This is a genomic window from Neobacillus sp. (assembly GCF_031988165.1).
In the GTDB taxonomy this organism is placed as follows: Bacteria; Bacillota; Bacilli; order Bacillales; family Cytobacillaceae; genus Neobacillus; species Neobacillus rhizosphaerae.
In genome coordinates this window covers 38,051-52,417 of record NZ_DALZYO010000024.1, presented here as the reverse complement: position 1 = coordinate 52,417, position 14,367 = coordinate 38,051, and the positions used below count along the sequence as shown (strand labels likewise).

Here is a 14,367-nt window from a genome sequence, read left to right as displayed (position 1 = left end):
AAAAGGACTCATCATCGGATGAATCCTTTTACTTTGCTTGCACGTTCACTCCTGCTGCCTTGTGAGCCACTTTCCTTTCCTCCCCTTCTTGCCAAGTTTGAACTCAACTGAATTATTGTCCAGAAATCCAACAACGCCATTTTCATGTGCTTGTGACAGCAATTCTCCCATGACAATCCTTATAACGAAATTCCACTACTTTCCATTTATTTTTTGCTTTGTTAATTCATGGGAATTGAGCAGGATTTAATAAAGACATACATTTTTTTAAAATTAACTCTAAAATCTTAAATACTGCACATTTAACTCTTTGTACGCATATTATTCTAAAAAAACATGAAATTTTAGGGGGATTGAACAACCGAGGAGGTCATGAATCATGAGAAGGATATGATGATTCAATTTATTCAAAATAGAAATGCATATATAAAACGACAATTGATGAATATTTAAGGAAAGACGAAGTATATGGTTCATTATCATATACTTATTTGTGCCTATTTTTCACCAATTGCATCAAAAAACGCTTCTTTATTAGTACACATCACCCCATGATACATATAGATGCAGTGTATATATTTATTTAATTGAAGGAGGTAAATACACTTTTATGAATAGAGAGATGATGAACCAACTAGTGGACAAAACAATCAGAGTAGATCGGGGAGGCCCAGAATCAAGACTTGGAAAACTTCTTGCTGTATTTGAAGATTATTTTGTCCTTTTAACAGAAAGCGATGGAGTCGTTTACTATAAGACAAATCATATCAGAAGTATTACGGAAAGTTCTAAAGACCTAATGAAGTTCGGATTAAAGGTTCCGGAAAAATTTGATTATAAAACAGCAGAAAACTTTGTGAAGCTTCTAGAAGCGGTCAGATTTCAATGGGTGAAAATAAATCGCGGCGGACCGGAATCATTAGAAGGTGTACTCAGTGATGTAAACAATCATTTCGCTTCTCTCATCGTACAGGAAGAAGTGGTTCGTTTTTCCATGAAACACGTTCGCAACATAAGCTACGGCTTAAAGGTTGAAAAAAAAGATTCCGATGACAACAATGATTACGAAAATGATTATTATGAGGACGATTACGAATAACTAATATGTCGCTTCTCCATAAGAGGAGCAACCCATAATCGCTTAAGGAGGGTTATTACATGGGGGGAGATAAATTTTCAGCTGCCTTAGATTTATTAAAAGGCTTTAATGTAAATCTTTATGTAGGTGAAGAAGTATTTAATGGGAAACTGATTGGTGTGGAAGCAGATCATGTCGTACTCGAAACCGATAATAAATACATTTTTTATTATAATATTGATCAAATACAAGCCATCACCAAAAATACAAAACAGTTCCAGCCCGAGAAAGCAAAAACAAATTTTCAAACAACCCAGAGCCTATTAGAACTATTACATTCCTTTCAACATTCCTGGGTTCGCATATTGAGCGTTAATAAACAGAAGTTTAGCGGTGTTTTAAGTGAGATTGATGCTGATTTTGCTACGTTAATAAATGGTGAAGAACGGATATTAATAAAACTATCACATGTGTCTAACATCTTAAAGGGAGTTATTAAAGAAGAGGAAAAAAAGTCGGAAGTATCAAAAGAACATACGAAAAAGGAAAACGAAGCTAAAGGAAAGGGAACTTTTTCTACCCATAAAACCGAAGATAAAATTGAAAACAAAGTAAAATCATCCATAAAAGAAGCCTTTAACGCTTCCGAAAACAAAACAAAAACTGCCTCACAAATTGAAAAAACTGAATATCAACAAGAAATGGAGGTTCAAGCAAAAGTGAAAGAGCATAATGATCATATGGAATGGTCACAGCCACTAATAACCGAAACTGCTGTAACACAGCCAACGATTGAAGCCATTACCAATAACATAGAAAGTAAAAAACAAAAGACTGATGTGACACTCCCAAAAGCTACTGATGAAAAGAAAAAAAACAGCAATGATATGAAAATATCGAACAACAAAACGAAAAAATCAAGCAAAGAAAAGAAAAAATCAAACCATGAAAGGAAACATAGAGAGGAAAAGAACGAAGAACCAAAAATAAACAAAACAATCGAGAAAACGAAGGAAACAAAACCAGTCAATGAAGTAGCCAGGCCAATAAAAATGGAAACTGCACCTCCTTCAATAATCCCCACAACAAATAAGGAGGTAAAAGCTGTAAGTGAAGAAAGTAGCTTAAATAATCAGAGCTTATCGAAACAAAAAGAGCATGAGTCCAGGGGTTTCCGCTTTGCTGGTGAACCAGTTTCCCGTGAAAGCGATCCAACTTTTCCATTTGCCGGGTGGCCAAACAGAACTAAAAAAACTTTTAGATCGTAATTGAAATATCTACAAATTAATGCTGAAATTATTGTGATTCGTTCAAGCATATCACTTTTTACCTTCTGAAACGAGATCTCTATAAATATGAGCCGAGAAAGCCTTATTATTTTAATATACTTATAGGAATGAATCACTTAAGCCCTTCTCTATTTGCACATAGAAATAGCCAGGAAAGGATGTAGTAAATGAATTTGAAAAATATGAAAGGGAAATATATTAAACTAAACATTTCAGGAAAAAAATTAATTAGTGGATTACTGGTTGATATTGGCAGTGATATATGGGTAGTCTTTAACGGAAATGATTACCTTTATATCCCCATTGTTCATATCCAAAACTGGATATTTTTAAAACAGAATGAAATCGCTGAAATTAATAATAACGACGAACCAACGCCTATTTATAATCATAATGAAGAAATCTCATTAAGGAAAACCCTAACATCTGCAAAGGGTATTTTTACAGAAATCTATGTAACTAGTAAACAAGCACTGCATGGTTATATCATTAGTATCATGAACAATTACTTTGTGTTTTACTCCCCTATTTACAAGACAATGTTTATCTCGCTAAACCATCTAAAATGGTTAATTCCATACACAAATCATCAACGACCTTACGGTTTAAGCAACGCCAGTCTGCCAGTTAACCCCAGTAATATTACTTTTGCACGATCATTTGAAGTCCAAATCGAAAAATTAATAGGCGAGTTAATCATTTTTAACATAGGTGAAAATGAGGATATGATTGGTAAAATCCAAGGAATTAAGAATAATTTTGTAGAATTAATCAGTGCTAAAGAGGATCCTGTTTATATTAATTTACAGAATATCAAAACTGTTCATATGACATAAATGATACGATTTTTATAGTTGATTTTTAAACAAGCTTTTTATTAGCAAACAAAATCAGAGTGTCAAAATTGACACTCTTTTAATATGCCCATTTATTTTTCAATTTTGAGAACATAAAGTAAAAATGAAATTGCGGGTAAGAGTATAAAAAAGGATAAACGGACAAAAGTTGCCCGAATACCCTTTAAACTACTAACCTATTTGTTTTTAAAATAAACTGGATCAGATTTTTCACCCACACGAAATGAAATGAATCCGAATGAAAGGCCATAAAGGAAGGTAATAAGAAACATGGAGCCAATCATATCTAAAATAACATGTTGCTTGACAAAAAGAGTGGAAATGATAATTAAGGTCCCAAAAATATGGATACAAAAATTAGTAACAAGATGTTTATTTTTAATATGAAAGGATGCCAGCATGATCGCAAAGGTCGTAAGCACATGAATACTTGGAAAACAGTTAACTGGGCGGTCGTTCAGATAAATCCACTGAACAAGTCCAGTTAAGAAATTGTTACCGGTAAGTGCTGGCCTTGGAACGGTAGTCTGAAAAAAGAAGTAAATAACAAAGCAAATTAGCTCGGCTATCACGATTAAAAATAATGTTTTCATATATACCTTAGTATCCTTAAAACAAAAATATACTAAATAAACAAACAAATAAGCATACCAAAGGATATACGGAATGATAAAAATCGACAAAAAAGGAATGATTTGATCGATTGTAGATGAAATATCAACAGCGTTACCTGAACGATTATTTAACAGCTCATAGATTTTACCCAGAGGCGGAAGCACCAACAAAAGTAATAAGTAGGGAGCCTTTTTTAATAGATTTTTCACATGTGTCCCTCCCTTTTTCAAAAACAAAAAAACCTATATTGACAGTGTACTAGATGAAAAGAATGTCGAACTCGTTTCATAATACCATAAATACGTTGAGAATACATAAATTTCCCAAAGTTTTTGATTGTCAAAAGTGGTGTCACAATTGTGGTGTCAGGCACCGCTCGTGGACAGTGTGCCCGAATTGTCCACGAGCGGTGGACATATGGGGCAAAGGTAGGGGCCGAATCTAAGTTTTTTTTAACTTTTGATTCAGCCCTTGATCTTTTTTACTAATATCCTTAACGTTTTGTTGGAATTAGTTTTAAAGTTTTTCTCGCAACGTTTCGGCCTCGGTAACAATTCTTTTCACAAGTTCACTGGCAGGTAGTTTTTTCGCTATTCTTGGGCTTTGGCCTGACCAAAGTGACATGTATTCAGGTATTCCTATTGCTGCCGAGGCTTTCCTTATTGCTTTTGTCAATTCATTTTGCAACGGATAAACGGGGAGGTCTTCTTCATATCGTCTCATTTCTGTAATAAAGCGATTATTTATGCCCCTGGCCATTTTTCCTGAAAAAGCCTTGGTTAATACCACCTGGTTTTCGGATGATTTTATGATGGCGTTTTTATGAAGGATGTTTGCCCCACTTTCTTCACATACAAGGAAGGCGGTCCCCATCTGTACCCCAGTGGCTCCAAGGCATTTTGCGGCGATAATTCCTCTTCCGTCCATTATTCCCCCTGCAGCAATTATCGGTATTCGAATAGCATCGGCAACTTGAGGAATAAGAGACATCAAACCAATTAGAGATTGTTTTTCTTCTCCTTGGAAAGTACCTCGATGGCCTCCTGCTTCTGACCCTTGGACAACGACAGCATCCATTCCGGCATTTTCATTCATGATTGCTTCCTGAACCGTGGTAGCGGTGCCAATTAAAACCATCGATTTCTCTTTTAATTTTGCAATCACTTCTGGTGACGGCAGACCAAACGTAAATGAACAAATAGGAACTTTTTCTTCTACTAATATACTCAGCTGTTCATGGAAGGTGCTTAAATCCCCTTCATAAGTTGGGAGGATTGGCTCTTCTTTAACAAATAAATCTTCCTTAAACGGCTGTAAAATCGCTTTAGTTAAATTTAGTTTCTCTGAGTCAACTCTAAATTCTGAAGGAATAAATATATTAATTCCAAATGGATAATCCGTTAACTGTCGTACTTCGCTAATTTGTTTTCTTAGCTGGCTTGGACTCATATAGCCGGCGCCAATCATACCGAGTCCTCCTGCATTTGAAACGGCTGCTACTAATTCAGGCGATGTAATCCCTCCCGCCATGGGAGCTTGGATGATTGGATATTTTATTATTAATTCTCTTGTTAACTCATTTTCCCACATACTCATCACCACCCTTATTTTTTTATTCTATATTCATCATTATAAACCTCTTTATTTAGGTTGAGGTTCCAAATATATATTTACATTACCACCGCTTTGGTGTCAGGCACCATCCGTGGACATTTGTCCTCCATCGGTGGACACTTCTTCTGAAAGAAAAGAGAAACCAAATTGGTTTCTCTTTTCTTTTTTGTTGGTTATGATCCTGTTTGTTGTCTTCGTGTGAATCTGTGGTATCTTGTGCCCTGGAATACGAGTTCACCGATATCACCTTCTGCCAATTGGCCATACTCTCTCCCACCTACACTAAATTCCATCCTGTCACCGCTCTCTACTTGAAACGTTACATGGTACCACGTACTGGCATGAGAGTCATTTCCACCCCCACTTATTGAAGTCCTCTTCGAAACAACAGCCGCATCAACGTTTAAGCGAGGTTGCTTGTTATTATTGCTCCATTCCCTAATTCCTCTGAAAATGGTAAAAAGAATAATTCCTATAACCAAAATAAAAAATATCGGAAAAATGGTTTGCATAATAGAAAGCATATCAAATCCTTGGTCAAAGTCCATCAAGTCTTCCCCCTTGGTCCAAATGAAAATGGTTTCGAATATCACTTGGTTTCATAATTTTATATTTAAGTTAGATAGTCCCTATCTCAAATATACCGATTGATTCCAAACCCAACAAGATTTTTTTGCAGAAAATAACATTAATGGAAGCAACCAAAGGGTACACCTAATGAAAATATGCTAAGCTTAAACCATACCTAAATAGTAAAACTTTAAGATGGTGATATAAATGGAACGAATTATCTTATTTGATGGTGTCTGCAACCTTTGTAACAGTAGCGTCCAATTTATCATAAAAAGAGACACGAAGGGCAATTTTAAATTTGCCTCCCTTCAAGGAGCCACCGGTCAAAAACTACTTGAAAAATATGGATTGAACACTGACATCAACAGCTTTGTTTTTATAGAAAATGAAAGAATATTTGTTAAATCAACTGGAGCACTGCGCGTCTGCAGGAATTTAAATGGGTCTTGGAAAATGCTTTCAGCCTTCCTTGTCTTACCCCGATTCATTCGCGACTTCTTTTACGAAATCATCGTCAAAAACCGTTATAAATGGTTTGGGAAAAAAGAAACCTGCATGCTCCCTTTGCCGGAATGGAAAAATAGATTTTTAGATTAAAGGAGACAGGAACATATGAATAGAAAAGTTGTCTTAGCTGCTGGAACAGGATTCCTAGGTCAATCCTTAGCTCATTTCCTCGAAAGTAAAGGATATCAACGCATTGAAAGATTTATTATAAACAGAAAGCTTGGATCGTGCCTAACACCAAAACCAACTAATATTTCATTCCATTAGGCATACATTTTATTAAAACTGGTTTTTCAGCTGGAGGTGCAAAATGGAGATTGTTGTTAGGCAAGGAGATTCTTTATGGAACTACAGCCAGTTGTTTAAAATAAATTTGCAACTCATTAATGATTCCAATCCGTCTATACAGCCAAAAAGTCTTTCAGTTGGCCAGCGAATTCAAATCCCAGGCTTTGTTACCCAAGAATATCAGATTCGTAACGGGGACACATTATGGAGTATTGCCCAAAGCCGAAATCTCCCTCTTGAAACAATCTATCTGGTGAATCCTGGAATTAACCCGAATAATCTCAAAATAAATCAAATCATAAAAGTTCCATTGCGGATAAAATGGAGATTAGTGGATGGCGGGCAACCATACGATTATGCTAAATTGATAAATGATATCACGGGATTACAAGCTGTGTACCCCTTTCTGCAGGTTCCATCCATCGGAAATACAGTTCTCGGAAAAAATATTCCAGAAATTCTCATTGGCAACGGAAGGAAAAGAGTTCATTATAACGGTTCGTTTCATGCCAATGAATGGATTACCACACTTATCATCATGATCTTTTTAAACGATTATTTATTATCTCTTACTAATGACAATATAATTCGGGGACTATCTACCTCCAGTTTTTACGACCAAACCACTTTATCGATTGTTCCAATGGTTAATCCAGATGGAGTTGATCTCGTTTTACACGGGCCACCAAAAAGTGAAATCTGGAGGAATAGAGTAACGGAATACAATAAGGGCAGCACAGACTTTACGGGGTGGAAAGCTAATATTCGAGGGGTAGACCTTAATGATCAATTTCCAGCCAGATGGGAGTTAGAGAAATCAAGAAATCCTAATCAGCCTGGACCAAGGGATTATGGAGGGGAAAAACCGTTATCTGAGCCTGAGGTAATCGCAATGGCAGACCTAACGAGAAAGAGGGATTTTGCTCGCGTACTTGCATTTCATACTCAAGGTGAAGTCATCTATTGGGGATTTGAAAATCTCGAACCACCTGAGTCAATGATATTCGTGAAAGAATTTAGTAGAGTCAGTGGTTATGAACCTGTCAAAACGATCGATAGCTATGCCGGTTATAAGGACTGGTTTATTCAGGATTGGCGGCGGCCAGGCTTCACGGTGGAACTTGGTCATGGAATTAATCCACTGCCACTATCACAGTTTGATAAAATCTACCAAAATACTCTAGGTATTTTCTTAGCGGGACTTTATTTATAAAAAGTTTTTTATATTGAAAATGGAGCTTGGAAAAATCCTCCGGGTTCCTTTCCCTATCGCAAAACTTGAAATTGTAATCGAAAATGTAACCGAATTTGCAACGTATTTTGCTTCTGTTTTATTTATGTACAGTAACTCCATTCCCTCCCAACTCCACAGTAAATGTGAGCTGCAACCAGTTCCATTTCATTGGGTAAAATCGTAAAATGCCGAGCTGCACGAAACAACATTTAAAGTTCCTTATGTCACCGAGCTGTCCGGTTACAACCACCCGAATTTTTCCACTCAAGCGAAAAACCGGCTTTACTACGAACCAATATCGGCTCATGCATCGTGAGCCGTAATCGGCAAGTGAGGGGCATTTAGCCGGGTACTCTCATCCGCACGTGTCCGTATAAATACGGCGAAGGCCGCCCGACTAATGATCGGACGGCCACACGGCGTGTTACCGGCTAAACGGTTGCTTTGCGGATCATGAGGAACGACAGCAGGACATAGATGACCGCGACAACAAACAACCACGAGGCTAATTGGGCGGCGGAATGTCCGCTTAGCCAATTGACAATGTCCGTCCACCAGCCGAAATACGTGCACAGAAACCCAATCACGGACCCCGCAATAAGAATAACCGGAAACAGGACAAACAGCCCCGTCCTCCCGAAACGTCTGAATATGGCGGTATTAAAGAAGCCAAGGAAGGTGATATGAAACGCTGTCGCGAACAAGGTCCACCACCGTTCCGCCAGGGACCCATCACTCAAATAAGGCAGGTTGAAAAAATGCAGCCCGACTCCCCAACCCCAATCACCCTCCACGAACGATAGCGCCGAAAGCACGACAGAATTACCCAAGCAAACGATGGCGACCATCATGACGGTCCCCAGGAAAAAGTCAGTTCTCCGGATGCTCAGGCCAAGCGCAAACGGAAAGCTTTTCGTCAGTGTAGATATGCCGACAAGCATCATCAAAAAGAATATAGAAGACAAACCGCCGGTATAAAACCCGTTTTCCGGCCGAAGAATCAAGCCACCCAAGAGGTTGATCAAAAAAGCAGGAATTAATGCAAAACACCATGGAACGATAAACCACATAAGTTTATCTTTGGCATGAATTTTCATTACGGTTGAAATTCTATTCATTGGATGTCCACCGCCCTGGGATTAGATTTTTGTTTGGTTAAATGAACGATTAGCTGTTGAAGTGACACCGGTGTAAGCTCCAGCCCTAGTATTTCGGCCTGCATCCGTCTTCCTGGATCTAGACTACCAAGCACTGTCACCGACAATAGGCCGCCGAGTGGCTTTCGGTCGATCGTCTCCTGCCCGGAAATGAAGGCCTCTACTTTCTCCGCCTGGCCTACGGCGGTATAAGCTTGCCCGCGAATGGCATCTGCATCCTCGTTTAGAATAAGTTTGCCGCTGTCGATGACGATCACATGTTCCAAAATCCGGCTCACCTCGTCGATTAAATGCGTAGATAAAACGATCGTCCGTTGGTGTTCCGCGTAATCCTCGATCAGCCGATTATAGAACAACTCCCGCGCTACAGCGTCCAGCCCCAGGTAAGGCTCGTCGAACATCGTCAGCGGCGCGCGGCTCGCCAAACCGATGATGACGCCGACGGAAGAGAGCATGCCTCGCGACAGCTTCTTAATTCCCCGTTTCAGCGGCAGACGGAAATCATTCAGCAATTGATCGGCAAATCGCTGGTCCCAATTAGGAAAAATAACCGGACACAACTCCAGCACGTCGATCACTCGAAAATGGTCGGGATACTTCTGGCTTTCTTTAATAAAACAAACCTGGCTCAATACGCGATTGTTCTCATAAGGAGCATCTCCGAACACGCGTAGCTTCCCGCTTGTCGGAAACATCTGCGCCGTCAGCATGTGCATGATCGTTGTTTTTCCTGCGCCGTTTCGGCCCAGCAATCCGTAAATTTTGCCCGATTCCATCGTAAAGCTGACATCGTCCACCGCATTGACGCCGCCATACGTTTTGGTCAGCCCTTGGACTTCAACAATGTTCTTCATTTCGTTCCTTCCCCTCTCCGGATCATATCCGTCAATTGTTCTTTAGAAATACCAAGCTTTTCCGCCTCGCGAATCATCGCCACGACATACTGTTCGTAGAAACTCTCCTTCCGCTTCTCCATCAGCCTTACTTTTGCGCCTATTGCCACAAACATGCCGATCCCCCGCTTTTTGTACAAAATGTTCTCGTCCACCAGCAAATTAACGCCTTTGGCCGCCGTTGCCGGATTGATTTGAAAAAACGACGCAAATTGAGTCGTTGACGGCACTTGCGATTCCTCCGGCAACCGGCCTTGGATAATATCGTCTTCGATATGCTCAGCAATTTGCATAAAAATCGGGCGGCTGTCGTCCATCGTGAAAAACATAATACACACCACCACATCGGTTAGTTACTTATGTAATTAACCATATAACAAAAGAACCGTTACGTCAACGGCTATTCGCCCAAAAAAAAATCGTTCCGATAAAAATTTGAGCTATCATTTGTACCTATGGGTGTTTACTAGAATATGATAGGATTTCTTTTGTAAGGGAAGGAACCGGAGGATAGAACGTATTGGATTATCCGTTTCATGATAGATTAAACACAGTAAGGTAAGGGCTATGGCAAGATGGCTCTGACTCAAGCCATAAACTTTTAAGCAGCGCTCCCTGTTTGCAGCCAAACCATCATCTTGGGAGTAAAGGAATCAAATACAAATGCCTTACGGTTTTATCAAACATTCGGCTTTAAAGATACCGGCCGGAGAGAACTTGGAGAACTATTGTTAGAATACCGTATTCGTTATTTTTACTGCGGAGATAAACAAAGAGGATGTCTTAAAAGTGTCAACACCTTAGTTTTAAGACATCCTCATCTTCTTATTTAAGACTAATAAATCATTTCACTACAATTTTTTACTCATGTTATACCAAGTGACTCCTCCATGCTACCTAAAATAATAGGCAAAAGTGCAACTAAAATTGTTCTACAATTTGCTCCATATTTAGTGGCGGTTTTTGTAATTAAAATTAAATGGCTCAGTTCAAATTGTACAGAGCCATTTCTTATATTTATTTTCATTTGCGTGTTTAACTAACTACCCATTAGCAATAAGAAAATAACAAATTCTGAAAAATTTGTTAGGAACTTCCTGAGTTAGGATTACGTTCATTTCCCCTTTTGAAATTCCCTGTTATCTTTGCCATTATTAATTGTAATGCCTTTTCATTTTCAGCAGCATTAATTTTTTTAAAAAATTGTTCAGCATCTTTCCCGTTTAAGATTTTCACTTGTTTCCCATAATAATCTAAAAAAACTGTATTATTCTTATTAACCCGATAACTAAAAGGGGTTTCGTCTAAACGATTTCTTTTATCGATATTGTCCATTTTACCCTCCAAAATATATTTCTTCTTCCACTAAATTGACCGTTAGTTTAAGAACAATCCTTCACAATCTCTATATTTATTTTAACATGAAAATTCTGAATTTCTTGTAAAATCAAGGAGAAACATATCAACATCCCTGTTTATTGGTCCATTTATGCACCAACTCCAGAAGTAATTTTAGGTTCTGTCATTTTGAAATTTACATCTTCATATACATGTCACATACCTATTGTCTTGACGAAAATCAGTGGAACCAAGCAATTTCTCCAGTTACACCTTCAACATATATAGGTTCATATAAGGACTGCAACAGAGTAATGGGAATTATACCCTTTATCCCACTTATTCACCATGCCTCTTAGTTTAATAAGCAATTACCTTTTCCCCCCTATCTCTATATCATGTTATGATAGATTACAAGTTAGATTTTGACACCGTCTAGAATGTGAGGTTCATGATGATTACAAATACAAAAGAATTGAAATCCCAACTGAATAAGATAATTAGTGACCCCGATTTTTTACGATTACAGGAATCCTTTGAAAAAGAAAGTTTGTTTCAATTATTAGGTTTTGGACACCGCGAAACAATGCATAGCGCATTTATTAGTTGGCTACTCTCGCCTATTTCGTCGTTAAATTTAGGCTCATTCCCACTAAAGCGTTTTCTATATTATATTTGTGAGGAGAACGTTTCGAATGTGAAAACAACTATTGATTTTGATTTGATTGAATCGGATGCACTTGAGTTAGAAAAAATGGAGGTCGCTACTGAAGTAACAGCCTCTGCGGTTGATCCAGATACAAATACGAAATTAAATGCCCGATTTGATTTATATTTAACAAACGACTTTGTAAGAATTATTGTGGAAAATAAAGTATTATCACGTGAAAATAAAGACCAAACCGAAACATATACAAAAATTTTAAACAACTTGGATGACTCGTACACATATGATTTAAAGGTATTTTTATCTCCTGATACTACGGTTAAACCAAAATGTCCTGAGTTTATTCAAGTCGACTATCAAGGACTATATGATTTTGTCATTGTGCCTTGCTTAAACCATCCAAAACTTTCAATTGCGAATAAAAACCTCTTAGAACAATATGTCCATAACTTACGCATGGTATATAAAGGAGTGAATAAACCCATGGCAAAAGTAAACGATGAATTATGTATCGCAATATACAATAAATATAAGGATGTATTAGATGAAATCTTTGACGCCGTAAAAAATGAGACACCTGAAAAACGAAAAGTCAAAACCTCTTCTACAGTTCGTACATCGAGAATACCTTGGAATGAAATCTATGCTCGTCTAAATGAAAACGAGAAATATTTAGAGTCTACTTATGGAAACACCATTACAAAAGCAGAAATCGATCTAACAAGCGGTCATATACTTTTCCAAGGCAAAGAATATAGCAGCCTTTCAAGTGCGGCGATTGCGGCGATTAATTCCATCAGAGGTGAAAACCATGCAGACCGTTACAACGGATTTGAATTCTGGAGCATCGTCTATCCAAATGGTGAAAAGAAAAAACTATCTGAAGTACGTGCTGACATCGAATTAGCCCTCGTACAAGATGAGGAAGATTAAAAAAGAAGGTAAGTTTCGAATAAATGCCTTTCAAGTAATAGTAACGCTCAGAAATGATAGTTTTCTGAGCGTTTTTTATCAAAAATGAAATTTAGGTTGAAGGCACCTATTAAGATGCTTTTTTAGTTTTTTGACCACTTTACTTATTAAAAAATGATATATATTTTAGTTTGTGTAAATATTGCGAAAATATGTAAAAAAGCTTACTCAAAGAGTAAGCTCAACTTCCCGTATAAACACTATCACATGTTCCAGGTTTTGGTTCATAATAACAATGATTTTTATATTGACCAGATTGAGGTTGATCGTACCATGTTGGAGGGCATGGAGCATATGGATTAAAATACCAAAGGGCATATTTCCCTGGGTGTTCTCTCCAATAATCCAAATTCAGTTTGGCTAATCTTTTTTCAGCAGTTCTCGCTCTTTGATAAAATACATTACCTTTTTGAACAGCTTCAAAAGAAAAATTACCTCCTTGTACTTGATAAATGACATGTGGAATTGCTCTTAAATTTAAAAAGTCTAAACAATTTGCTTTAAGACGATTAACAATTACATTTCCAACATATAACATTCCTTGTTTTCCTTCACCTTCGGCTTCTGCTCTCATCATCCTTGCCATTAAGTCAACGTCTGAACTTCGGTAATTTACTCTTGGCATTTTTTCACCCCCAAAATATAGTATGAAAAAAAGCCTACATTGATGTCGCTGTTTATAAAATAAGAATGCTTAGTTTTTAAAACTTACTCAAACCAATTATTACTTATTCCAAATTCGATTAACTTCTTTCAGCGTCGTTCCAACAAAAGTTGCATCTGAATTTGTAATGTGTTTTGTATCAATATTTTTACTAAAAAAGCAAACAGATCAGTCCTATACTGAGCCGTTTGCTTTTTCCTATACATTAACTTAATACTAAAAAAACAGGTCCAGAGGTTTAGTCTTACATTTCCTCTAACACTTTTTTAAGTTCTTCGCCCATTTTCGCCCAACCATATTTCGCACCATTGAACGCCTGATCTTCTTTTTCGAATCCTGTTTGTTCAAGATGTAAATAGGTTGTTTCATCCTCTTGCTTCAATGTCCATGTGACTATAGTGTTTATCGGACCACCTACCCATGTGTAAGATAACTTATAAGGCTCATCCACTACTAATACTTCACAATCTACAATTAAATTCCACTGCTGATTTCGGAATTGACATTTATGTCCTACGATTGGTTTAAAGTTATTTTCCATTATCCATTTTGCAAGAGTATCCGAATCTGTTAATGCGTTCCACACCTTATTGATCGGGCTCTTAAAATTAATATCTTGTA

Annotated in this window: 16 protein-coding genes and 1 pseudogene; 8 read left to right on the top strand and 9 right to left on the bottom strand. The window is 37.5% G+C overall.

The window, feature by feature from the left end; all coding sequences use genetic code 11:
* Window positions 1-610 precede the first annotated feature (610 nt).
* From RTR43_RS15510 to RTR43_RS15500, 3 genes are all read left to right on the top strand, one after another.
* Window positions 611-1,099, top strand: coding sequence for a hypothetical protein (locus tag RTR43_RS15510; RefSeq protein ID WP_312473138.1), 489 nt, complete (start codon window positions 611-613; stop codon window positions 1,097-1,099).
* Between the two features lie 59 nt (window positions 1,100-1,158).
* The gene (locus RTR43_RS15505) at window positions 1,159-2,346 is read left to right on the top strand and encodes a hypothetical protein (RefSeq protein WP_312473137.1); all 1,188 of its coding nucleotides are present in this window, start codon (window positions 1,159-1,161) and stop codon (window positions 2,344-2,346) included.
* Between the two features lie 188 nt (window positions 2,347-2,534).
* Window positions 2,535-3,203 (top strand): DUF2642 domain-containing protein, encoded by a 669-nt coding sequence (locus RTR43_RS15500; protein WP_312473136.1) that lies wholly within the window; start codon window positions 2,535-2,537, stop codon window positions 3,201-3,203.
* Between the two features lie 197 nt (window positions 3,204-3,400).
* Here the strand turns inward: RTR43_RS15500 and RTR43_RS15495 are convergent, their stop codons facing one another.
* The 3 genes from RTR43_RS15495 to RTR43_RS15485 form a co-directional block, all read right to left on the bottom strand.
* Window positions 3,401-4,048, bottom strand: coding sequence for a phosphatase PAP2 family protein (locus tag RTR43_RS15495; protein ID WP_312473135.1), 648 nt, complete (start codon window positions 4,046-4,048; stop codon window positions 3,401-3,403).
* A 307-nt stretch (window positions 4,049-4,355) separates the two neighbouring features.
* Entirely contained in the window at window positions 4,356-5,429 is a 1,074-nt protein-coding gene (locus RTR43_RS15490) for an NAD(P)H-dependent flavin oxidoreductase (RefSeq protein WP_312473134.1), read from the bottom strand.
* A 197-nt stretch (window positions 5,430-5,626) separates the two neighbouring features.
* On the bottom strand, window positions 5,627-6,001 hold the full coding sequence (locus RTR43_RS15485; RefSeq protein ID WP_312473133.1) for a DUF2500 domain-containing protein: 375 nt from the start codon (window positions 5,999-6,001) through the stop codon (window positions 5,627-5,629).
* A 229-nt stretch (window positions 6,002-6,230) separates the two neighbouring features.
* Between RTR43_RS15485 and RTR43_RS15480 the strand changes: the two genes are divergently transcribed.
* The 3 genes from RTR43_RS15480 to RTR43_RS15470 are packed head-to-tail and all read left to right on the top strand — an operon-like array spanning window position 6,231 to window position 8,034.
* Entirely contained in the window at window positions 6,231-6,623 is a 393-nt protein-coding gene (locus tag RTR43_RS15480) for a thiol-disulfide oxidoreductase DCC family protein (protein WP_312473132.1), read from the top strand.
* Between the two features lie 15 nt (window positions 6,624-6,638).
* The gene (locus RTR43_RS15475; RefSeq protein ID WP_312473131.1) at window positions 6,639-6,800 is read left to right on the top strand and encodes a hypothetical protein; all 162 of its coding nucleotides are present in this window, start codon (window positions 6,639-6,641) and stop codon (window positions 6,798-6,800) included.
* 43 nt (window positions 6,801-6,843) lie between these two features.
* Window positions 6,844-8,034 (top strand): M14 family metallopeptidase, encoded by a 1,191-nt coding sequence (locus tag RTR43_RS15470; RefSeq protein ID WP_312473130.1) that lies wholly within the window; start codon window positions 6,844-6,846, stop codon window positions 8,032-8,034.
* Between the two features lie 452 nt (window positions 8,035-8,486).
* Here RTR43_RS15470 and RTR43_RS15465 read toward each other — a convergent pair whose 3' ends face one another.
* The 4 genes from RTR43_RS15465 to RTR43_RS15450 all read right to left on the bottom strand — a co-directional run bounded on the left by RTR43_RS15465 (window position 8,487) and on the right by RTR43_RS15450 (window position 11,440).
* Entirely contained in the window at window positions 8,487-9,173 is a 687-nt protein-coding gene (locus tag RTR43_RS15465; RefSeq protein ID WP_312473129.1) for a hypothetical protein, read from the bottom strand.
* Window positions 9,170-10,066: an ABC transporter ATP-binding protein gene (locus RTR43_RS15460; protein WP_312473128.1), complete on the bottom strand. Its 897-nt coding sequence runs from the start codon at window positions 10,064-10,066 to the stop codon at window positions 9,170-9,172. Before RTR43_RS15460 ends, RTR43_RS15465 begins: the two co-directional genes overlap by 4 nt.
* Window positions 10,063-10,434 (bottom strand): GntR family transcriptional regulator, encoded by a 372-nt coding sequence (locus RTR43_RS15455; RefSeq protein ID WP_312473127.1) that lies wholly within the window; start codon window positions 10,432-10,434, stop codon window positions 10,063-10,065. Before RTR43_RS15455 ends, RTR43_RS15460 begins: the two co-directional genes overlap by 4 nt.
* A gap of 757 nt (window positions 10,435-11,191) precedes the next feature.
* A complete protein-coding gene (locus tag RTR43_RS15450; RefSeq protein ID WP_312473126.1) occupies window positions 11,192-11,440 on the bottom strand; it encodes a hypothetical protein in 249 nt (82 codons plus the stop codon).
* 156 nt (window positions 11,441-11,596) lie between these two features.
* Between RTR43_RS15450 and RTR43_RS15445 the strand changes: the two are divergent.
* A pseudogene (locus RTR43_RS15445) lies at window positions 11,597-11,754 on the top strand (cupin domain-containing protein); the annotation flags it as partial.
* A 140-nt stretch (window positions 11,755-11,894) separates the two neighbouring features.
* On the top strand, window positions 11,895-13,043 hold the full coding sequence (locus tag RTR43_RS15440) for a PD-(D/E)XK nuclease family protein (protein WP_312473125.1): 1,149 nt from the start codon (window positions 11,895-11,897) through the stop codon (window positions 13,041-13,043).
* Between the two features lie 220 nt (window positions 13,044-13,263).
* Here the strand turns inward: RTR43_RS15440 and RTR43_RS15435 are convergent, their stop codons facing one another.
* Complete coding sequence (locus tag RTR43_RS15435) at window positions 13,264-13,707, bottom strand: cell wall hydrolase (RefSeq protein ID WP_312473124.1); 444 nt, start codon at window positions 13,705-13,707, stop codon at window positions 13,264-13,266.
* A gap of 283 nt (window positions 13,708-13,990) precedes the next feature.
* Window positions 13,991-14,359, bottom strand: a complete 369-nt coding sequence (locus RTR43_RS15430; protein ID WP_312473169.1) for an SRPBCC family protein — start codon at window positions 14,357-14,359, stop codon at window positions 13,991-13,993.
* Window positions 14,360-14,367 lie beyond the last annotated feature (8 nt).